At 68.8% G+C, this 20,194-nt stretch carries 19 protein-coding genes and 1 pseudogene; 4 read left to right on the top strand and 16 right to left on the bottom strand.

The features are described 5' to 3' along the window. Nucleotides 1-2 precede the first annotated feature (2 nt). The 3 genes from G6N20_RS04810 to G6N20_RS04800 all read left to right on the top strand — a co-directional run bounded on the left by G6N20_RS04810 (nt 3) and on the right by G6N20_RS04800 (nt 1,258). The gene (locus G6N20_RS04810) at nt 3-242 is read left to right on the top strand and encodes an acyl carrier protein (protein ID WP_083046493.1); all 240 of its coding nucleotides are present in this window, start codon (nt 3-5) and stop codon (nt 240-242) included. Between the two features lie 15 nt (nt 243-257). Beyond that, on the top strand, nt 258-686 hold the full coding sequence (locus G6N20_RS04805; protein ID WP_083046492.1) for a pyridoxamine 5'-phosphate oxidase family protein: 429 nt from the start codon (nt 258-260) through the stop codon (nt 684-686). Between the two features lie 140 nt (nt 687-826). Beyond that, the gene (locus tag G6N20_RS04800) at nt 827-1,258 is read left to right on the top strand and encodes a hypothetical protein (protein WP_179961542.1); all 432 of its coding nucleotides are present in this window, start codon (nt 827-829) and stop codon (nt 1,256-1,258) included. A 12-nt stretch (nt 1,259-1,270) separates the two neighbouring features. On the opposite strand, the gene G6N20_RS04795 is transcribed toward G6N20_RS04800, so the two are convergent. Genes G6N20_RS04795 through G6N20_RS04770 form a run of 6 tightly spaced genes read right to left on the bottom strand, consistent with a single transcriptional unit; the run spans nt 1,271 to nt 6,692 of the window. Continuing rightward, the gene (locus G6N20_RS04795) at nt 1,271-1,723 is read right to left on the bottom strand and encodes a hydrogenase maturation protease (RefSeq protein ID WP_083046490.1); all 453 of its coding nucleotides are present in this window, start codon (nt 1,721-1,723) and stop codon (nt 1,271-1,273) included. Further along, on the bottom strand, nt 1,720-3,012 hold the full coding sequence (locus G6N20_RS04790; protein WP_083046489.1) for a Ni/Fe hydrogenase subunit alpha: 1,293 nt from the start codon (nt 3,010-3,012) through the stop codon (nt 1,720-1,722). The genes G6N20_RS04795 and G6N20_RS04790 overlap by 4 nt, the downstream gene beginning before the upstream one ends. Beyond that, a complete protein-coding gene (locus G6N20_RS04785; protein ID WP_083046488.1) occupies nt 3,009-3,767 on the bottom strand; it encodes an NADH-quinone oxidoreductase subunit B family protein in 759 nt (252 codons plus the stop codon). The genes G6N20_RS04790 and G6N20_RS04785 overlap by 4 nt, the downstream gene beginning before the upstream one ends. Then, nucleotides 3,768-4,613 carry an FAD/NAD(P)-binding protein gene (locus G6N20_RS04780; RefSeq protein WP_083046487.1) on the bottom strand — a complete coding sequence of 282 codons (846 nt, stop codon included), beginning with the start codon at nt 4,611-4,613 and terminating at the stop codon, nt 3,768-3,770. Then, complete coding sequence (locus G6N20_RS04775; protein ID WP_083046486.1) at nt 4,606-5,721, bottom strand: 4Fe-4S dicluster domain-containing protein; 1,116 nt, start codon at nt 5,719-5,721, stop codon at nt 4,606-4,608. Before G6N20_RS04775 ends, G6N20_RS04780 begins: the two co-directional genes overlap by 8 nt. Next, entirely contained in the window at nt 5,718-6,692 is a 975-nt protein-coding gene (locus tag G6N20_RS04770) for an Acg family FMN-binding oxidoreductase (protein WP_083046485.1), read from the bottom strand. Before G6N20_RS04770 ends, G6N20_RS04775 begins: the two co-directional genes overlap by 4 nt. A 148-nt stretch (nt 6,693-6,840) precedes the next feature. Here G6N20_RS04770 and G6N20_RS04765 point away from each other — a divergent pair, with 148 nt between their 5' ends. After that, a complete protein-coding gene (locus tag G6N20_RS04765; protein WP_083046578.1) occupies nt 6,841-7,812 on the top strand; it encodes an aldo/keto reductase in 972 nt (323 codons plus the stop codon). On the opposite strand, the gene htpG is transcribed toward G6N20_RS04765, so the two are convergent. The 10 genes and pseudogenes from htpG to G6N20_RS04715 form a co-directional block, all read right to left on the bottom strand. Beyond that, nucleotides 7,799-9,745 (bottom strand): molecular chaperone HtpG, encoded by a 1,947-nt coding sequence (gene htpG, locus G6N20_RS04760; RefSeq protein ID WP_083046484.1) that lies wholly within the window; start codon nt 9,743-9,745, stop codon nt 7,799-7,801. The genes G6N20_RS04765 and htpG overlap by 14 nt on opposite strands. A gap of 31 nt (nt 9,746-9,776) precedes the next feature. After that, nucleotides 9,777-10,727: an amidohydrolase family protein gene (locus tag G6N20_RS04755; protein WP_083046483.1), complete on the bottom strand. Its 951-nt coding sequence runs from the start codon at nt 10,725-10,727 to the stop codon at nt 9,777-9,779. Further along, nucleotides 10,724-11,452, bottom strand: a complete 729-nt coding sequence (locus G6N20_RS04750) for an enoyl-CoA hydratase/isomerase family protein (protein ID WP_083046482.1) — start codon at nt 11,450-11,452, stop codon at nt 10,724-10,726. The genes G6N20_RS04755 and G6N20_RS04750 overlap by 4 nt, the downstream gene beginning before the upstream one ends. Nucleotides 11,453-11,524: 72 nt before the next feature. Continuing rightward, nucleotides 11,525-11,920 carry a type II toxin-antitoxin system VapC family toxin gene (locus tag G6N20_RS04745; RefSeq protein ID WP_083046481.1) on the bottom strand — a complete coding sequence of 132 codons (396 nt, stop codon included), beginning with the start codon at nt 11,918-11,920 and terminating at the stop codon, nt 11,525-11,527. After that, nucleotides 11,917-12,180 (bottom strand): antitoxin, encoded by a 264-nt coding sequence (locus G6N20_RS04740; RefSeq protein ID WP_083046480.1) that lies wholly within the window; start codon nt 12,178-12,180, stop codon nt 11,917-11,919. The genes G6N20_RS04745 and G6N20_RS04740 overlap by 4 nt, the downstream gene beginning before the upstream one ends. A gap of 35 nt (nt 12,181-12,215) precedes the next feature. After that, entirely contained in the window at nt 12,216-13,082 is an 867-nt protein-coding gene (locus tag G6N20_RS04735; protein ID WP_232065497.1) for an alpha/beta hydrolase, read from the bottom strand. Then, nucleotides 13,034-15,784 (bottom strand): DUF4349 domain-containing protein, encoded by a 2,751-nt coding sequence (locus G6N20_RS04730; protein WP_083046478.1) that lies wholly within the window; start codon nt 15,782-15,784, stop codon nt 13,034-13,036. The genes G6N20_RS04735 and G6N20_RS04730 overlap by 49 nt, the downstream gene beginning before the upstream one ends. Then, nucleotides 15,781-16,434, bottom strand: a complete 654-nt coding sequence (locus G6N20_RS04725; RefSeq protein ID WP_083046477.1) for a MerR family transcriptional regulator — start codon at nt 16,432-16,434, stop codon at nt 15,781-15,783. The genes G6N20_RS04730 and G6N20_RS04725 overlap by 4 nt, the downstream gene beginning before the upstream one ends. A gap of 81 nt (nt 16,435-16,515) precedes the next feature. Then, a pseudogene (locus tag G6N20_RS04720) lies at nt 16,516-17,983 on the bottom strand (HNH endonuclease signature motif containing protein). Between the two features lie 367 nt (nt 17,984-18,350). Beyond that, nucleotides 18,351-20,174, bottom strand: a complete 1,824-nt coding sequence (locus G6N20_RS04715; protein ID WP_083049544.1) for a hypothetical protein — start codon at nt 20,172-20,174, stop codon at nt 18,351-18,353. Nucleotides 20,175-20,194: the final 20 nt, after the last annotated feature.

Raw genomic sequence — 20,194 nt, 5'->3', positions numbered from 1 at the left:
CCATGACAACAGACACTCGCACCGTGGTGCTGTCCGTGCTGACCACCATTGCCCCCGAGGTCGATGCCGACGAGATTCGCGACGACCTGCTGCTGCGCGATCAGGTCGACCTGGACTCGATGGACTGGCTGAACTTTTTGCTCGGCATCCACAAGCGGCTGCACGTCGACATCCCAGAGTCCGACTACGCGTCGCTGCGCACGCTCGACGATGTGGTTCGCTATGTCGAGAAGCACGCGTAAGAAAGGGGTGGGCCGATGTCGGCGGCCGGCGAAGGGGTCACCATCCTGCCAGAGCACGAATGCTGGGATCTGCTGAAAAGCGTGCCGATCGGGCGGCTGGTCACCAGCGTCGACAACAGGCCGGAGATCTTTCCGGTCAACTTCGCCGTCCAGCGCCGCACGATTCTGTTCCGCACCGCGGAGGGCACCAAGTTGACCAGCACCGCGATCAACAACCACGTGGTGTTCGAGGCGGACGACCATGGCGCCAGCGAGGGCTGGAGCGTGATCGTCAAGGGCGTGGCGCGCTCACTGCGCACCGATGAGGAGCTCGCGGAGGCCGGGCGGGCCCAGCTGCTGCCCTGGACGGCGCCGGCGAAAACGCACTACGTGCGGGTGCTGCCCGAGATGGTCACCGGCCGCCGGTTCCGGTTCGACGTGCCGGGGCGGGGCGAGCCGGGTTGACGAATGTCCCGAAGGCGCGGGACTTCGGGCCCTGATGCGAGGCCGTGATCACGTGCTCAGATTGCGGTAGGGGACGCAAAGCGTCTCCAATGTCGGGAGGTAAGACAATGAGCACCACACAATTGCAGCCCAGGACGCGGATGTTCGCTCGCGTGCTCGGCCCGTTCTCGGTCATCGTCTCGGTGACGGCGGTGGCCCGCGCGTCGACCATGCGAACACTGCTTTCGGAGTTCGAGGCGAGTTCCGTGTGGGCGTGGGTGACGGGCGCCTTTGTGCTGCTGGCCGGGCTGGTGGTGATCGCGCTGCACCAGTACTGGCGAGGCCTGGCGGCGATCATCGTGTCGCTGATGGGTTGGCTTTTCGCGCTGCGCGGACTGCTGCTGCTGGCGTTTCCGAACGCGGTCATGTCGATTGCCGACGCGACGATTGGCTTGACGGCCCTGTGGGTCAGCCTCAGCATCGTGTTCGCACTGGTCGGGGTGTACCTGACCTATGTCGGCTGGAGGCCCGCACCGGATCAGTCGCCACCGAAGGCGGACGCCGCGACCCGCGATCTGCCGCGCGCCGCGTGAACGCGCGATGCGCTACCCGTGGACGCGATGGATTTCGTCCACCACCACTCGGACCACTTCCAGCACGGCACCGGCCACGTGCGGTGTCAGGCCGACGCCCTGGCCGGTGTCGGCCACGTCGACGGTGAACACCACCAGCGCGCCGGGCACCCGGCCAAGCGCCCGAGCTAACGCGTAGGTCCGGGCGATGTCGATGCCGTGTGTGCTCAGCCCCTCGCATGCGGCCACGTCGCTCACGTCGCAGCGACGCACCCGGCCCGGCGTTGACCGGGTCACGACCGCCGCGTCGATCACCACCGCCAGCCCGGCGCCCGACCAGGCCTCGATCAGGCTCACCGGCTCCGCGATGTCGGTCACCACGCGAACGTCGGCCAGCGCCAATTCGTTGAGCGCCTCGGCGGCGACCACGCCCACCCCGTCATCGCGCCGGTAGCGATTGCCCAGGCCGACCACAACGGTGTTCACCCGCGCTGCACCGTCAGCGTCAGGAAGTGCGCGGAGCAGGAGATGCAGGGGTCGTAGTTGCGAATCACCCGCTCGCACAACGTGGTCAGCGCGGCGTCGTCGAGCTCCAGGTTGTCCGAGACCGCGCCGGCCAGGTCGGCTTCGATGGCCGCCTGGTTCTGCGAGGTGGGCGGGATGATCGTGGCCGCCGAAACCAACCCGTCGGTGTCGATCCGGTAGCGGTGATACAGCAGACCCCGGGGCGCCTCGCTGACACCGTGTCCCACGCCGGGCCGCGGCGGCACCTCGACGAACGGGCGCGCGGGCCGCTGGTAGTCATCGATGAGCCGCAGCGCCTCCTCGATCGCATACACCACTTCGACAGCGCGGACGATGATGCTGCGGAAGGGATTACGGCATTGTGCCGACAGCCCGGCCCGGGCGGCGGCCTGGGCGGCGATCGGTGTGAGCGCCGACGAGTTCAGCGAATACCGCGCCAGCGGCCCGGTCAGGTACCGGCCGCCGTCGAGGGTGGCGTGCAGGCCCGTGGAATGGGGCACCTGCGACTCGATCACGTGGTCGGTGAATTCGGCGACCGGAAACGACGGGCCGGCGCTGCGCGCGACGGCGCCATTCTCGATCGGGTACCGATCCGCCGCCGTAAGTGCCAAAAACTCGTGCTCGAGCTCCAAATCGGGAAACTCGAACCCGGACACCCAGTCGACCGTGGCCACCGCGTCGTCCAGCGCCCGGCGCAGCTGCTCGGCGATCGGCTGAAACTCGGAACGGGTTGGCACCGAATAGAATCCGCCCAACCGCAGGTTGACCGGGTGGATCGCCCGCCCGCCGATGAACTCCATCAGCCGGGTGCCCGCCTTCTTCAGCGCCAGCCCGCGTTCGACGGTGTCACGCTGGTCTCGGGCCAACGCGATCGCATCGGGGTAGCCCAGGAAGTCCGGCGCGTGCAACAGGTAGATGTGCAGCACATGGCTGTGGACCCATTCGCCGCAGTACAGCAACCGCCGCAACGCCACCAGGTCAGCGTCCACCTCGACGCCGCAGGCGTTTTCGATCGCATTGCAGGCGCTGACCTGGTAGGCGACCGGGCAGATTCCGCAGACCCGAGCCGTCAGGTCCGGCGGCTCGGTGTGGGCACGTCCCCGCAGGAACGCTTCGAAAAACCGTGGCGGCTCGTAGATGTTGAGCTCGACGCGTTCCAGCACCCCGTCCTTGAGCGTGACGTGCAGCGCCCCTTCGCCTTCCACCCGGGTCAGGGTGCCGACGTGCAGCGTGCGGGTGGACGGGGTCACGGGGTGCTCCGCTCGGCGGCGAAGCGGGCGACGTTGAATGTGGAGAACACCCGCTCGACATCGTCATCGGACATGCCGTCGCGGCGCAACAACGGAATCAGGGTCGCCATGTGCGGCGCCGCGGACGGGCCGAAGCAGCCGTAACAACCGCGCCGATGCCGCGGGCACAGCGCGCCGCAGCCGGCGTGGGTGACCGGGCCCAGACAGGGGGTGCCGTCGGCCACCAGAACGCACGTCACGCCACGCATTTTGCACTCGGTGCACACCGTCTTGGCCGGCAGCCGCGGTTTGCGTCCGATCAGCAACGCCGCCAGGGTGTCCAGCAACTGCCCGCGGTCGATGGGACAGCCCTGCAGCTGGTAGTCGACCTTGACGTGCGCCGACGCCGGCGTGGAGGTGGCCAGCGTGTCGATGTATTCGGGGTTGGCGTAAACCACCGAGGTGAACTCGGCGACGTCGGCGAAGTTGCGCAGGGCCTGCACTCCCCCGGCCGTCGCACACGCACCGATGGTGACCAACACCTTCGACTGCTCCCGGATCTCGCGGATGCGCAGCTCGTCGCGCCGGGTGGTGATCGACCCCTCGACCAGCGACACGTCATAGGGCCCGCCGACCATGGCGCTGGAAGCCTCGGCGAACATGGCGATCCGTACTTGTTCGGCGATCGTCAGCAGCTCGTCCTCGCAGTCCAGCAGCGTCAGTTGGCAACCGTCGCAGGAGGCGAACTTCCACACGGCCAACGTGGTTGGGCTCATCTACAGCTCCTTCACCCGCAGCAGCGGGCCGGCGATGTCGTAGCCGACGACGGGCCCGTCGCGGCACAGCAGCAATGGTCCCAGCTGACAGTGACCGCACCAGCCCACACCGCATTGCATGTTGCGTTCCAGTGAGACCCGAATGTCGTGGGCTGCCACGCCTTTGGCCATCAGCGCCTCGGCGCCTGACCGCAGCATCGGCTCCGGGCCGCACAGGAACGCCGTGGTGCGCTCGGGGTGCAAGGTCAGCCGACGCAGCGGGTCGGTGACCAGCCCGACGTCACCGCCCCAGCCCGGGGTCGGGGCGTCCACGATCCGATGGAGTTCGATCTGCGGGTCGCTGGCCCAGGTGTCGAGTTGGGCGGCGAACACGAAGTCCGAGCGTGACCGGGCACCCACGATCAGCATCACCGTGCCGTAGCGCGCCCGGCTCGCCAACGCACCCAGCACCGCCGGACGCAGCGGGCACAGCCCCACGCCGCCGGCGACCATCACCAAATCCCGGCCGGTGGCCTCGGCCAGCCCCCAGGCGGTGCCGAACGGCCCCCGCACCCCGACGACGGTGCCCGGCTGAGCGTCGTGCAGGGCACGGCTGACCGCTCCGACCGCGCGGATGGTGTGGGTGATCGAGCCGTCGGTGACGGTCGGGTCGCCGCTGATCGAGATCGCCGCCTCGCCGACCCCGAACGCGTAGAGCATCATGAACTCGCCCGGCTCCGGCGACCGCAGTGCCTCACCGACCGGCTCCAGGCACAACGTCGCCGAATCCGGGCTCTCCACAACGCGACTGCGCACCCGGTACGGCACGGGCGCCATGGCCGAGACGCCGGTCGCCCCGTCAGCCATCGCCGGCCATCTTGTTCATCTCCTCGGTGATGTCGATGCCGGTGGGGCACCAGGCGATGCACCGTCCGCAGCCCACGCAGCCCGACATGCCGAACTGGTCATGCCAGGTACCCAATTTGTGGGTCAACCAATGCCGGTAACGCGATGCGCCGGACCGGCGGACGCTGCCGGCGCCGTGGATGTAGGTGAAGTCGAACTCGAAACACGACGCCCACTGGCGCCAACGCTCGGCGTGCTCGCCGGTGAGGTCGCTGACGTCCTCGGTGCTGGTGCAAAAGCAGGTGGGGCACACCATGGTGCAGTTGCCACAGGTCAGGCAGCGACTGGCCACCTCGTCCCACTGCGGCGACTCCCGCGACCTGATCAACAGATCCCGCAGATCCGCCCGCGGCATCCGGCGGCCCATGTGCTGCGCCGCGGCTTCGACTTGGCAGCGCGCACCACGAACGTCGTCACCGCCGGCCGCCCGATGCGGTAGTGCGGCCAGCACCTCGGCGCCTTCCGGGGTACCGACGTCGACCAGGTAGCTCGGGGCCTGGCGGCCGTCCAGGCGTTCGGTGAGCGCAAGGTCATAGCCCGGCCCGACCGCCGGTCCGGTGCCCATCGACGCACAGAAGCACAGCCCACCCGGTTCCGTGCAGTTCACCGCGACCACGAAGAGCCGTCGTCGACGGCCGACAAACGAGTGGTCCGGGTATTCGCCACGGCCCAGCACCCGGTCCAGGGTCGCGATCGCGGCCAGGTCGCAGCCACGCACCCCGAGGAAGGCGTACCGCGGCGCTTCGGCGTCGGGCTCGGAATCGCCGACCCCGTCCCGAGTGCCGGCCCACAGCCGCTGCCGCGGAGGATGCAGGAACTGTTTCCACGACTGCGGCCCGGCCGAATGACCGAACGCCGCATCGTCGCCTCGACGACGGACCCGGTAGTGCCCCGGACCCACGTCAACGCCCCACCCACGCGGAAGGTCGTGCGCGGACTCGAGCTCGGCGAGCACGATCGCGTCATCGCGCAGCGTCGGACCGATCACCCGATAGCCCTGCTCGATCAGCAGCTCGACCAGTCGGTGCAGCCCGGCCGTGTCCAACAACGCGGTGGCGTCGCCGCTCATCGACACATCATCCGCCCATCGCGATCGGCCAGCCAGTCGACAAAGTCAGAAAGCTCGCGGCGAGGTGTCGACGGCAACGGGTCGGCGTTGATCGGGGCCCAGCCCACCCGAAGCAGCATCTGCGGATGGCCGGTGGCGCCGAAGACGTCACGGCGCACCGCTTCGCGTGTCTCGGCGACCTCCAATGGTTCGGTGACCGGGCAGCTGGCCAGTCCCAGCGCGGTCGCGGACAGCAGCACGACGCTGGTGGCCTCGCCCGCGCGCAGCCATGCCAACCTGTCGTCGGTCGGCGTTCCGAGCGCCAGAATCGCGGCGTTGTCGTCCTCGGGTGACGACCCGGACGGCATAGCCAGCGCGGGACCGGCAAAGAGCCGACCGGGCATCGCCGCGGCGGGGTCCCGGGCCGGCGTGCTGCGGGCCGCAACACCGACCACGCACGCCTGATACTCGGGGTTGCTCTCGTGGTTCCAGACGGATTCCGCGACAATCCTCTTCAGCTTGTCGGTGGCGTCGACTTGACGCAGCGCCACCCCGTTGCGCGCCGCGCGGGCGGCCATCAGTGCGATATCGCCCACCGACACCGGCCAGAAGCTGTAGTGCCGCCGATCGGTTCGCCGCCGCGGTATCGCCGCGGCCAGGATGATGTCGAGCCGATCGGCGGTGTGCGGACACACTTCGATCGCGGCAAGGTGACCGGGCTCGGCCGGATTGGGCAGCCGAGCCACCTTGGCTTGCCACCCGACCGCGGCCAGGGCCAACACGCAATGATTCAGCGTCGCACCGCAACTCACGATCAAATCCCGGCCGTCCGGGTCGGTGGTGGGCAGCCGCACGCTGGGGTCGAAGTACAGGTGCAGGCTCGTTTCGCCCACCTGCCACCGCCACGGCTGCGTGTTGTGCACCGACGGCGCCCGAGCGGCCAGCCGCAGCACCGTCCGGACCGTGCCGGCATCCGGAAAATGCGCGTTCATGGCCGTCGCTCCCGTTCCGTTAGTGGTGATGTCAACGATGGCGCGATCACGCCGGCAATACGAGAGCAGGGCGTCCCTAGTGGCTGATGACTTTGTGCCATTACGCGGCTATAGGGGCGAGCGCGCGTGGGCCGGTACGGTGGGCAACATGAAATATCTGGACGTCGACGGTATCGGCAAGGTGAGCCGGATCGGGTTGGGCACCTGGCAGTTCGGCTCACGCGAGTGGGGCTACGGGGACCGCTACGCCTCCGGCGCCGCCCGCGACATCGTGCGGCGTGCCCTGGCCCTGGGTGTCACGCTGTTCGATACCGCCGAGGTGTACGGCCTGGGCAAGAGCGAGCGGATCCTGGGCGAGGCGCTCGGCGACGAGCGCGACAAGGTCGCGGTGGCCAGCAAGGTCTTCCCGGTCGCGCCCTTTCCCGCGGTGATCAAGCAGCGCGCGCGAGCCAGCGCTCGGCGGCTGCGGCTCGACCGCATCCCGCTCTACCAGATCCACCAGCCCAACCCGGTGGTGCCCGATTCGGTGATCATGCCGGGCATGCGCGAGCTGCTCGACGGCGGCGCCATCGGTGCGGCCGGGGTGTCGAACTATTCGCTGGCCCGATGGCGAAAGGCCGACGCCGCGCTGCAACGCCCGGTCGTCAGCAACCAGGTGCACTTCTCGCTGGCCCACCCCGGCGCGCTCGACGACCTGGTGCCGTTCGCCGAACGGGAAAACCGCGTGGTGATCGCCTACAGTCCGCTGGCCCAAGGGCTGCTGGGCGGCAAATACGGTGTCGACAACCGGCCCGGCGGCGTGCGCGCGGTCAACCCGCTGTTCGGCCCGGAGAACCTGCGCCGGATCGAGCCGCTGCTGGCCACGTTGCGGTCGGTCGCCGCCGACGTCGGCGCCAAGCCGGCGCAGGTGGCGCTGGCCTGGTTGATCGGCCTGCCGGGCGTGGTCGCGATACCCGGGGCATCCAGCGTCGAGCAACTCGAGTTCAACGTGGCCGCCGCCGACATCGAGCTGACCGCGGATTCCCGGGATGCGCTCACCGACGCGGCCCGGGCGTTTCACCCGGTCTCGACGCGGCGCTTCCTCACCGACATGGTGCGCGAGAAGCTCAACCGTCGCTGAGTTGCAGCGTGCGCGCGAGCCGGTCGGCGAGCAGCTCGGCGAACCTGGCCGGGTCCTCGGGTGCGCCACCCTCGGCGAGCAGCGCCGTGCCGTACAGCAATTCCGCGGTCTCCGCGACGGCGGGATCGTCACCGCGGTCCTGGTGCGCTTGCCGCAGGGCGGTGATGAGCGGATGGGTCGGGTTGAGCTCAAGGATCCGCTTGCCAACCGGAACCTCCTGCCCGGAAGCCCGGTAGATGCGCGCCAACGCGGGTGTGATGCCAAAGGCGTCGGTGATCAGACACGCCGGTGACTCGGTCAGCCGGGTGGACAGCCGCACCTCCTTGACGTGCTCACCCAGCGTCTCCTGCAGCCAGGTCAGCAGGTCGGCGAAATCCTTCTGCCGCTCCTCGCGCTCGGCCTCGCTCTTCTCGTCGGCGGAGTCCAGGTCCAGCTCACCCTTGGCCACCGACTGCAGCGGTTTGCCGTCGAATTCCGGCACCATTCCCACCCACACCTCGTCGACCGGGTCGGTGAGCAGCAGGACTTCGTACCCCTTGGCCTTGAACGCCTCCAGGTGCGGCGACTTCAGGATCTGTTGACGCGTCTCGCCGGTGGCGTAGAAAATCTGCTTCTGGCCCTCCTTCATGCGCTGCACATACTCGGCCAGCGTGGTGGCCTGCTCCTCGCTGTGTGTGGAGGCGAACGAGGAGATCTGCAGCAGGGTTTCCCGGTTGTCGAAATCCGAGAGCAGGCCCTCCTTGACGACCCGGCCGAACTGGGTCCAGAAGGTGCGGTAGTCGTCGGGCCGCTCGGACTGCAGCTCCTTGAGCGTGGACAGCACCTTCTTGGTCAACCGGCGACGGATCGCCCTGATCTGGCGATCCCGCTGCAGCATTTCCCGGGAGACATTGAGCGACATGTCCTGCGCGTCGACCACACCCTTGACGAAACGCAGGTACTCGGGCATCAGCTGGTCGCAGTCGCCCATGATGAACACCCGCTTGACGTAGAGCTGGATCCCGACGTGCGCCTCCCGGTTGAACAGGTCGAACGGGGCGTGTGACGGGATGAACAGCAGGGCCTGGTACTCGAAGGTGCCCTCGGCCTTCATCGCGATGACCTCGAGCGGGTCGTCCCACGCGTGCGCGACGTGCTTGTAGAACTCCTTGTACTCCTCCTCGGAGACCTCGTCTTTGGGCCTGGCCCACAGCGCCTTCATCGAGTTGAGGGTCTCGGTTTCGACGGTGACGACCTCCTCGCCACCTTCCTCCGCAGCAGGGGTACGCCGCTCCACCTCCATCCGGATGGGCCAGGCGATGAAGTCGGAGTACTTCTTGACCAGGCTCTTGATCTTCCACGGCGCGGTGTAGTCGTGCAGCTCGTCCTCGGTGTCTTCGGGCTTGAGGTGCAGCGTGACCGACGTGCCCTGGGGAGCCTCGCCGCCGTCAACGGATTCGATGGTGTAGGTGCCCTCGCCGCTGGACTCCCACCTGGTGGCCTCGCTCTCGCCGGCCTTGCGGGTGAGCAGCTCAACCTTGTCGGCGACCATGAAGGACGAATAGAAACCGATGCCGAACTGGCCGATCAGCTCCTCCGAGGCCGCCGCGTTCTTGGCCTCACGCAATTGCTGACGCAGCTCGGCGGTGCCTGACTTGGCCAGTGTGCCAATCAGATCCACCACCTCGGCGCGCGTCATGCCGATGCCGTTGTCTCGGATGGTCAGCGTCCGTGCCGCCTTGTCCACCTCGATCTCAATGTGCAGATCGGAGGTGTCGACGTTGAGGTCCTTGTTCCGAAGCGCCTCCAGCCGCAGTTTGTCCAGTGCGTCGGATGCGTTCGAGATCAACTCCCGCAGAAACGAATCCTTGTTGGAGTAGACCGAGTGGACCATCAAATCCAGCAGTTGCCGAGCCTCAGCCTGAAACTCCAACTGCTCGACATGAGCGTTCATAGTTTCCTCCCGACGACATTGCGACTCGAATTTAGCGAGCTGCGATTCGGCGATGAGCCGGGGGGTCGAGCCGCAGCAGGCGAGCCGCGTTTCGCCAGAGCCAGTCCTCGAGGACGTCCCGCGGGACCGGCAGCGCGCGCATCTCGTCGCACAGTTGCCGATAGGGGCGGTTGATGAGAAAGCCGCCGGTGCCGTAGATCACCTTGTGTCGGATGGTCGTCTGCCCGAACCGCATCAGCGGTTCCCACCCGGCGCCCGGCGACGCGAAGTACTTGGGACGGTGCGCGGCCAGTTCCAGGTAGACGTTGGGGTGTTTCCATGCGATCAGGCATGCCTGCAGCACCCACGGGTAGCCGCCGTGGCTCATCAGGATGGCCAGCTCGGGGAAGCGGCAGGCAACGTCGTCGATGTGCCGGGGATGGCCGAGGTCGCTGGGCCGGCTCCGAGTCCAATTGGCGGACGTATGGATGGACAGCGGAACACCGAGTTCCACGCATTTGGCGTACCAGGGGAAGTAGGCGGGGTCGGATGCCGGGCGTCCAATCATGAACGGACGCAGGCTCAGTCCGCGGAAGCCACGTTCGACGACCCAACGCTCGAAGTCGTCCAGCGCTGTGGCTCCGGCCATGATGTCCGCGCCGGCGAACGGCAGGAACCGGTCGGGATGGCGGGCCGCCAGTGCGGCCACCGAGTCGTTGTGCACGAAAGTGACACCGCAGGTGGATTTCTCGTCGAATCCGGTGATCAGACTGCCGGTGATGCCGGCGGCGTCCAGGGAGTCCAGTATCTCGTCGTCGCTGCGGCGCAGGGATTCCGCGTATTCGCCGAATTGTTCGGCGGTGACCGTCGTCTTGGTGAACACCTCGAGGTACGACAGCAGTTCGGCGGGAAATCCGGCCCGCAGGTCATCGACGATCTCGGCGGACGGAACGAACGGTGCCCACATGTCGATGACGGGCACCGGAGGTTCCGGCGGGGTCACGGGGTGCTCCTCGGGCCCACCGCACCCCGCAAGAAGTCCTCGAAGACCGCGTCGTGCTCCACGGCGAAGGTCCGCTCGAACGTCGCGCCGGGACTGCTGATCAGGTAGCGCTTGGTGTACTCCAGCGCGGCCTGGGGGGCCTCGATGATGGCGCGTGCCACCGCCACAGCGTCGTCGAGCAGGCGCGCGGGTTCGCTGATGCTGTTGACCAGGCCGATACGCAGTGCCTCGTGGGCATCGATGCGCCGTCCGGTGAGGCACAGCTCGCGGGCGACGCCCATACCGACGATCCACTGCAGCGGCGTAAACAACGGCGGCGCACCGAATTTGATCTCGGGATGCCCGAACACCGCCGTGGCCGAGGCGATTCGAATGTCGCACAGCACGCAAAGGTCCATGCCGCCGGCCACCGCGGGACCGTTGACGGCGGCCACCAGCGGCTTGGGGAACTGCCACACCGCGAGGTGGTAGCGGCGCGAGCTGTCCCGGATGCTGGTCGCAAGATCGGCTTGCGCGAACTCGTCAAGATCGAAGCCGGCGCAAAACGTCGACCCGGCCCCGGTGAGCACGACCGCGCGGATCGCTGGATCCGATGCCCAGCCGTCGAGCTGTTCGGTGAGCTCGTCGCGCAGTTCGATCGAGAGCGCGTTACGCCGCTCCGGCCGGGACAGGGTGAGGGTCGCGACGCCGTCGTCGGCGACCTGGGTGGCAATATCCCGGCTCATCGCTCCTCCGAATCTGGTGGCTGATGAGGTGACCATACGTCGGGGGCACAACATGGTTGACACGTGATCGCTTCAGCCGAGGCGCGTGATCCCTGGGTAGGCGTCGAAGCCGCGGTCGAAGCTCATCAGCCGCCCAATGTCATAGCGCGCCATAACGGCCAGGTGCAGCGCCTCTCTGGCTGACAGGCTTTGGTAGCGCAACACGGTGTCCCTTGCGTTCTCGACGTCGGCTCGCTCGATCGGCAACACCTCGTCGACCACACCGAGGATGGCATCGAAGGCCGGCTGAATGGCCTGGCGTCGATCGATGGCCACGTAGCGATGGCAGATTTCCTGTAGCACCTCCGCGTCGGTGACCATTCGTTCGCCCGCGGACAGGGCCGACTCCAACAGCCGCTGAGCGTCGAGCTTGTGGGAGTGGGCGACACCCACCAGATACATCGGGATGTTGGAGTCGACCAGGATCACGGCGTGGTTCCGGGTAACGCCTCGCGTCCGCGGTCGATTTCCTCGAGCATCTCCTCGATGTCGGCGGTGGGGAACTCGTGACGTGCGGCCGCGCGGATGGCACGCAGTTTGGCGTCCAAGTCACCAGCCGGCTCGCGGTCCCGCGCCTCGCGCAGGGTGCGCCGAACCCACTCCGAGACCGTCGTGCGGTGCCGGCGGGCGATCTGTTGGAGCTGCTCCCACTCGTCTGCGTCCAGCAGAACCTGCAGCCGCTTACTCATATGATGAGTATAAATGTCGCATTGCTGACTCAGGTTCACCGTCCGAGCACCGGCGTCTCCACCAAGAAACCCCGGATCGCATCAAGCACCACACCCCCATCGAGCAGTTCGGGGTCGTTGTGACCCACACCGGGAACCATGACATAGCGCTTGGGCTCGGCGGCGGCTTCGACGAGCCGCTCGCTGAGCGCAGCGGGCACAATGTCGTCACGACCGCCGGCGATGACCAGGACCGGCGCGTGCACCGAGGCGATCCGCTCGACCGATGGGTAGCGGTCCAGCAGCAGCCAGCGCAGCGGCAGCCATGGGTAGTGCACCGCGCCGACCTCGGCCAGCGACGTGAACGGAGATCGCAGCACGAGTGCCGCCGGTGGCCGCTGCACCGCCAGCCCGACCGCCACCGCAGCGCCGAGGGATTCGCCGAAATAGGCGATTCGCTCCGGGTCGACATCGGCCCGGCCGGCCAGCCACTCTTGCGCGGCCTTGGCGTCGGCGGCCAACCCCTCCTCAGACGGCCGACCCGGGTTACCGCCGTAACCGCGGTAGTCGAACAGCAACACCGATAGGCCCATCCGATTCAGCGCGACCGCGAGCCCCGCACGCATCGACCGGTCGCCGGCGTTGCCGTTGCACACCAGCACCGCGGGCCCACGACCTCCCGAACCATGCGGGAAATACCAGGCGCCCAACCGCATTCCGTCCGGTGTTTCGACCACGACATCGCGGCCGGCGGGCAGCACGGAGGAAGCGGATGGCACCGGACCCGGCGACGGGAAGTAGATCAACCGACGCTGCTGCGACCAGATGAGCCCGATCACGCCCGACGCCACCAGCGCGACGATAGCAACAATCGTCAACGCCGAGCGCGGGCCCGCAGGAAAGACATGCGGCGCACCACCCAGACGACAACCCCCACCAGCACGGCCAGCAGCGGTATCCATGGCAGCAGGAATCCAACCGTCAGCAGGACGCCGTCGGCGGTGGCGAGCAGCGACCGCCACCCGCGTTCGAGCGCCCCAAGGAAACCTCGCTGCGGCACCGTCGGTTCGGCCGACAGGCGGACGTTGATCGTCGCGTAGGCAATCTCGTCGCCGAGCGCGGCCCGCTGTGCCCTCAGCGAGTCCAGTTCGGCCTGCCGTTGGGTCAGCGTCGACTCCGCGGCGAGCAGGTCGGCGGTGGTGCCCGCGCGACGCATCAGTTCCAGCAGTCGATCGACCGACGTCTGCAGCGCCTTGATGCGGGCATCGAGGTCGACGCGCTGGGCGGTGACGTCGGTGTGGCCGATCGACATCGACTCAACGGCCCCGAGTTTCTTGGCGTCGGCCAAGACCCCGTCGAGCCTGTCCGCCGGAATGCGCAACACGAGGTCAACCGCCGGCGACGACGACCCGGAGCGCTCCGATCGCGAGTCCGCTCGCCCGCCGGCGTCGGTGACCGCGGAGACCAGCCGGTCGGCCGCCTGGGTGGGCGCGGCGACGACCACCCGCAGCGATCCGGTGGTGACGATGTCGCGTTTGTAGGTGCCGCCTGGAGGGACCTGTGGTGGCGCGGGAGCCTCGGGCACGGTGACCGTACTCCCAGCAACGCCGGCCTTCGTCGCCGGAGCGCGGGCGACATCGGATTTGTCTTGATGCTCGCCGGCCACTACTTCATTGCGCGTTGTTGCGGAGGAGCCGTCCCGACTGAGCGACCAGGCCCAGCCGAGGCCGACCAGCACTACGCTAACCACCGCCATCGCCACCGCATGGCGCAGTTTGACCGTTCGTGCCTTCGGCCGTTTGCTGGCCGGAGCCGGCGCCTCGACGGGTTGCAGCACGCGGTGCAGCAGCGCACCCTCGGCAACTACTGGGCCGTGAGCGGCGACGTATGCCGTGAACCTGCACAGCACGCCAAACCGTATCGACGTGTCGATGATCCGCTTCGCCAAGTCCGCCGTTGCAGCCCAGGCGTAGCGGTCCTCGAGGTCGCGCAGGTGGGCCCGCGCCCACCGCGCGGTCACCGCCGGGGCGTTGCGTCGCTGTCCGGCGACGGTGGCCGACCAGTTCCCACCCTCGGGGGTGGTGCCGGTAAGGGCGAGCGAGCCGGCCGTGCTTCCCCGATAACGTCCCGTCATCACCAGCGGCACCCCCGGGAACAGGTCGGGCAGCCGAGCCGGGCTCGCGGTGTCGTCGATGATCTCCAGTCCCTCGCCGTGCGCCGCCAGCGAATAGGCGAGCGGCGTGCCGATGCGACGCATGATGGCCTGCATCGCCTCGTCGAGGCGGTCCTCGCTGTCCACCAGCTCGCAACGCCCCCCGCCTACGCTGGCCAGGCGTCGTAGGAATCCGGCGTTGACGGCCTGGTCGATGCCAATCGCGTGCACCCGCACCCGGTCACCGGACAGCTCACGCAGCAACTGGTCCTCGTTGCCCACCCGCCCGTCGGTGATGAGGACAACGACGGCGTCGCGGCCCTGCGCCCCCCGCACCAGGGCGAGAGCCTGCCGCAACGGCGCCAGCAGCTCGGTGTCGCCCCGCGCATCCACCCGGGCCAGGTGCTCGACCGCCCGATAGCGGTGCCGCTCACTGGCCTCGACCAACCCATCGGGCAAACCGGCGGGGCGATCAACCCGGTCGGCGAAGGTCAGCACCGCGAACCGGTCCGCGTCGGTGAGCGTGTCCACGATGCGGGCCGCGGCGCGGCGGGCGGCCATCATCGTCCAGCCGGCCATGCTGGCGGAGCGGTCCAGCACCAGCACCAGGTCTCGAGGGCGCGGCGGCGCCGTTGACGTCGGCGGCAGCACGGTGAGTTGATAGGTTCCCTCGTCGCCGTCCGCATCGGGAACCAGCACCAGCGAGGTGGTGACGTCGTCGGCGCCGTAGCGCAGCCGCAGGAGGAAATCCCGATTGGCCCGCTGTCCGGGTGCGACCCGGATTCGGCCGTCACCGGTGGACACCACGGGCAGGTTCGACCGCACCTCCGACAGCACACCGGGGGGGTCGACGCCGACGTCGATGGTCACCGGAACCGGATGCGGGTAACCGGGCAACAGCACGGGCGGGGTGATGCGCGACGCGTCGGGGACCGCGTCCGTGTCGTCGGCGTGGCCGTCGCCGACCGCGATACCGGTAACAGGGTCGCCCGGGATGTACCGCGGCGCAACCACAAGCGGGAAGCGAAACGTTGCCTCGCCATCCTCGTAGGCCAGGGGGTTGACCAGCGTGAGCGCGACGCTGACCCGTTGACCAGGCAAGATGTTGCCAACCCGGATGGTGAAAACCTCCGGCCGCTCCTCCTCGGCGATGGTGGCTCGCCGGCCCGACGTGATGGCGGCGTCGTAGGCTTGGCGGGCCGCCTCCCGCTCGCGCAGCCCGGCCTCCACCACCCGCCCGTCGGCGATCATCCGCATCCGGGTGACCGCGGCCCGATCGGGCAAGGGAAACACGTAGCTGGCTTCCAGGGGGACGTCAAAGGCGTTGACGAAGTCCTGCGTCAGCTCGACCAGGCTGGTGAGCCCGGTGATGTCCGCCCGCACGTCGATGCGCTCGAGCGGCAGGTTGCCCCGCTCGGTGCGCACAGCGCCCATCGTCTCGGCGTCGGTCATCGGCGTGCTGCGGACGGTCATGATGGGCTCCGTTCATCTTCATCGAGGGATAGCAGGCCCGACAGCAAGCCACGGTCGGCCAGCAGGTCCAGCAGTGGCCGAGCGGCCGCTCGGATCGCGTCGGCGTCGTGGTCGTCGGGTGGGCCGGCGCGATTGGCCGGCAACAGCAGCAGTGCCCCGCCCGGCAGGGCCACGGCGGAGAGCGCGGTAACGGTGTCAGCGCCGCCGCCGTTAGCGTTAGCCGACGGTTCGACGGCAGCGGGCGGATCGGCCCAGAAGCGGCTCCGGCGGCCCGGGCGTGTCGCCGGCGGCGGGCCCTGAGATGGGACCGACTCCGGTGTGATCTGGTCGTCGGGAATCGCGGCGACCCGACGCAGCGTGTCGTCGGTCGCCCCAGCCAGCTCGGCCTGGATCTCGGCGAGCGAGCGGCCCTCGGCCTGGCGGCGTTTGACGGCGACCACCTGCAGCAGGTGCCGGGTGCCGTAGCGCGCTGTGCGCCCCTGCATGGCTGGCCGGTCGACGAGTCCGGTCGTCGTGTACCAGCGCACCGCTCGCCGATCGGGCAGCTCCCGGACTCGGCCGTTGGGTGCTCCCGGGTAGGCGGGATCGGCCAGCGCGGCGGCGACCCGTCGCACCAGCTCGTCCAGCGTCCACCACGCCTGCTCGGCCATGCCTCGATACTGACACTGTCATAGTGACACTGTCAATGTTGGTCCGTGGCTCCCGCCGGGGGCCGACACGATCGGTACCGATCAAAACGGCGGGGGTTCGTCCTCGCGGGCGAGGCGCTCGGCGAGGAGGAAGTTCTTGCGGGCGATGCGGGCGGCGTTGCGTTTGCGCTCACCGGCGATGCGAGCGGCCCGGTCCTGGGCGCGGGTGCGGGTGCGGGTGGGCATCATCAGCCCACGCTGCGCGCCCGGCGCGCGGGTGGGCTCGGGGATGACCAACCGCCCGGTCGGCGTGCCCAGCGCCGGGAAGAACAACGCCCCGGCGGGTGTGGTGGTATAGGTGTGGCCGGTGGGCGCGGTGACAATGACGGTGCCGTCGGGCAATTGGCGATCCGCCCAGCCGCCCGCCCCGGCGTAGAAGGTTTTCAGCAGGTGATGCGCCGGGCAGTAAAGCTTGAGGTTCGACGGGTGGGTGGGCCCCACCGGGTACGCGATGGTGTGGTCGATCTGGCAGGCCGCGGCGGGTTGATCACAACCCGGAAACCGGCAGGTGAGATCGCGCCAGCGGATGAACTCGGCCAGCGCGGCCGAGGGCCGATACCCCGGCTCGGCCACCGGCGCCGGGATGCGCAGCGGCTTGCACTTGGCGCTCCCGGCGCAGCAGCGGCGCGGGCACCGCACCCAACCCGGGCAGATACCCCGGCGCCGTCGACGCACCGTCCACGGTGGCCTGCTCGGCCAGCACATGGATCACCACCTGGGCAAGGGGCGCCTGCTCGGCGCCCGCGGCCGGGCAGTGCTCGGCCCCGCACCCACAGACCAGCCGCGACTGCCCGCCGGCCAGCGCCAGCAGCGCATCGGCACGGCGGTGCGCGGCGGTGCGCGGATCATCGCGACACACCGTGGCCGCCAGCTGATCGAGCCGGCGATCCAGGGCCGCACCCTCGGTGATCTCCAGCTGACCCCAGATCCCAGCCATCCCCGCACCGGTGGGCCCGATGTCCACATAGCGGTCCTCGCGCGGCGCACGCGGCTCCCGCACCCCTGCGGGATCGAACTTCTCCACCCACATGTCGATGCGCTCGGTGAGCTTGGGCCCCGACATGCGCATCCAGCTGGGCGCGTGCCTAGCGAACGCCGCATCCAGCTTGCCGATCGCCTCGTCGTCAACGATGTCGCTGCGCGCCACCAGGGCGGCCATCATCCGAAAATCAATCGCCCCAGCACCAAACACCTCGGCCACCGTGGGCAACCGCTCCCGCAACGCGATGGCATAACGCAGCTGGGCCCCGGCGCGGCCCCGGCTGATCCTCAGCGCCGCCGAGATCTCGGCCACCACGTTGGCATGCCCATCGATGGCCCAATTGCTGCGCTCGGCATCATCTTCGGGGGCGCGACGGACATAAAGCTCACCCATCCAGGCCAACCGGCGCGCCGCCGCGCCGTTCTCCGCACGCGCGGCCGCCCCCAGCGCATCGACCACCGCGGCATCATCTAGCCCGGCGGCATCATCGAGGCCAACGCCGTCCTCGACCGGGCCCGGCCCCGCCACCTGCGACGACCCCTCCTGATCGAACATAGTTTCGATTCTACACGCCACCCCCGACAACCGAATCGGCTATCCACAGCCCGCCGCAGGGGACGACGAGGGATGGGGTCGGTCGGCGCGCCCTCGACACGCCATCCGGCGACGCGTGACACCGCCCCATTCACACCAGAGCGATGTGGCTGAGCATCGGACCACGCAGGCCGAGTCGGTGGCCCGAAAGCGTGAGACAACCCGCCACCCCCAGGCCGGGACCCCGGACACGATCCGCACGTCGACCCGGGGCGAAGACCGCGGAACGTTGTGCGACCCAACACCGTTCAGGGCCGCCCACCGAGCAACACAGTTTGGCTCAGCGTTGAGAATCGGTTCGTCACGGCGATGTCGGCGGCGCGACGACACCCCGGACATTGACGTCCCGCCAGATCGCAATCTCGCCGACCCTGTCGGGCGGCCGGCCGAACAGGTCGGTGAAGAACGCAATCATCGCCTGCCATGCCGGCATGGGCCCGACAATCACGTGGCGCACCCCGGTAAACCGGAGGGTGGCGGCGACCTGTGCGCGAGCTTCTCCCCGTGCCACGAGCGAGGTCTCGCCCTGCTGGATGGCCAGCATGATCTTGGACAGCCGCGTTGCCGGCGGTCCCGAATTCGTGCCACCGTCCGGCTGGGGCATGTACGCGTAGGCCTGGGGCATCCGCAGCCCATAATCGGCTTGGGCCGCCCACAACATCGGCGCGGCCTGGCCCCCGTTGAGGATATACGGTGCGACCAGGACTGTCTCGTCGGGCCCGATGTTGTGGCTGGCCCACGTGCGGAAGAAGGCGGGCGTGTAGGACGGCTGCCGTTGCAGCGGGGCGGGAAGGATCAGGACGAGCGTCGCGACCACGGTAAGCAGCCACCGCGCCGCGGATCGCGGAGCCAGGCGAGTCGCCCGGGCGGTGACGATCGCGACGATGACCGCGACGGCCAGCCAGGCGAACAGCGTGAAGCGGCCCGGCAGCACATGTTGGAGCAGCGGCAGCTTCCCGAAGGGCAGCCACGGCAGCGGTACGGGCAGAGCCTTATTGCCGATGTGCAGCCATGGCCCGAGCGAGAGCACGAAGAGCAACGCCCCGGTGATGCTCGCGACGCGGACCCGGAGGTCGTCCCAGCGGCGAACGGCCACGACCACCAGCAGGACGAGGAGCGGCGGGCCCAGGTAGCCCGTCGCCTCGTGATAGAGGCCGCTGAACTCACGGGACACGCGTGTCGCCGCGTCGGGGGCGAGAAGCTGGTATGGCGTCGGAAGGACGAGGTTCAGGAGGTCGGTCGAATACGTCTTGGGATCCTGGACAGGCCCGTTGATCCGTTGCGGTCCGAAGAACTGGACGGCCAGTGGCCAGGCCGCGAGCACGAGGAACGTCATCGTGGCGACCGCGAGCGCCGGGAAGAGCCGGGCCACTCCTCGGCGGCACCGCGCGCGGACCCGCCCGTCACGTCGCGCGACGGCCAGGACACAGACCAGTACCACGGCCGCCACCACGCTGGTGGCCAGTGTCTCCTCATTGATCAGGAGCTGCGTGGCGCCCAGGACTCCGAGCGCAACCCCCGCTTGCCACGGCGGCCTGCGCCGGGTCACCAGGAGCTCGTCGATGACGAGCAGGAACAGCGGCGGAACCCAGGCCGTGGCAAGGTTCAGGTGCAGCGCCGCGTGGGAGGCGATGTAGGGCGAGAAGGCATAAACCGCGCCACCGACCATCGGGCCGAGTCCGTCACCGGTCCAGCGGCGGATCGCGAGCCAAGCGGTGAATCCGCTGACGGCGATGCCGACGACCATGAGGACGTTGAACCCAAAGATTGGGCCACCGATCTTTGCCGGGAGCCAGCCCAGGAGCCCGAGGAGCGTCATCGGGGTGTTCCACATGAGGTTCACACCGTCGGGCGCACCGATCTGGGTGGTGAAGAACGGATTGAGCCCGTTGGCGAGCGCGTGGGGTGTCCAGCCCAGGTACCAGATCGCCTGCTGCTGGTCGCAGCAGTTGCCGGCCCAACCCGACCTTGGGTCGCTCCAGGCGCCGATGGTGAGGATGACGGCTCCGAGGAGGTAGACCAGGAACGCCGTGAGCCCCCCGAGGCGACCGCTGGTCCACCGCCGGAGCCGGGTAAGCGCATCGGCGTCCGCGCGCTCGAGCTCGATGGCGCGCGTTTCCCCCATCGCCGAGCGCGGCGGCGGTC

The sequence above is a fragment of the Mycobacterium shinjukuense genome (assembly GCF_010730055.1).
In the GTDB taxonomy this organism is placed as follows: domain Bacteria; phylum Actinomycetota; class Actinomycetes; order Mycobacteriales; family Mycobacteriaceae; genus Mycobacterium; species Mycobacterium shinjukuense.
The sequence above is the reverse complement of the archived record's forward strand: the minus strand, read 5'-3'. Positions and strand labels throughout refer to the sequence as shown.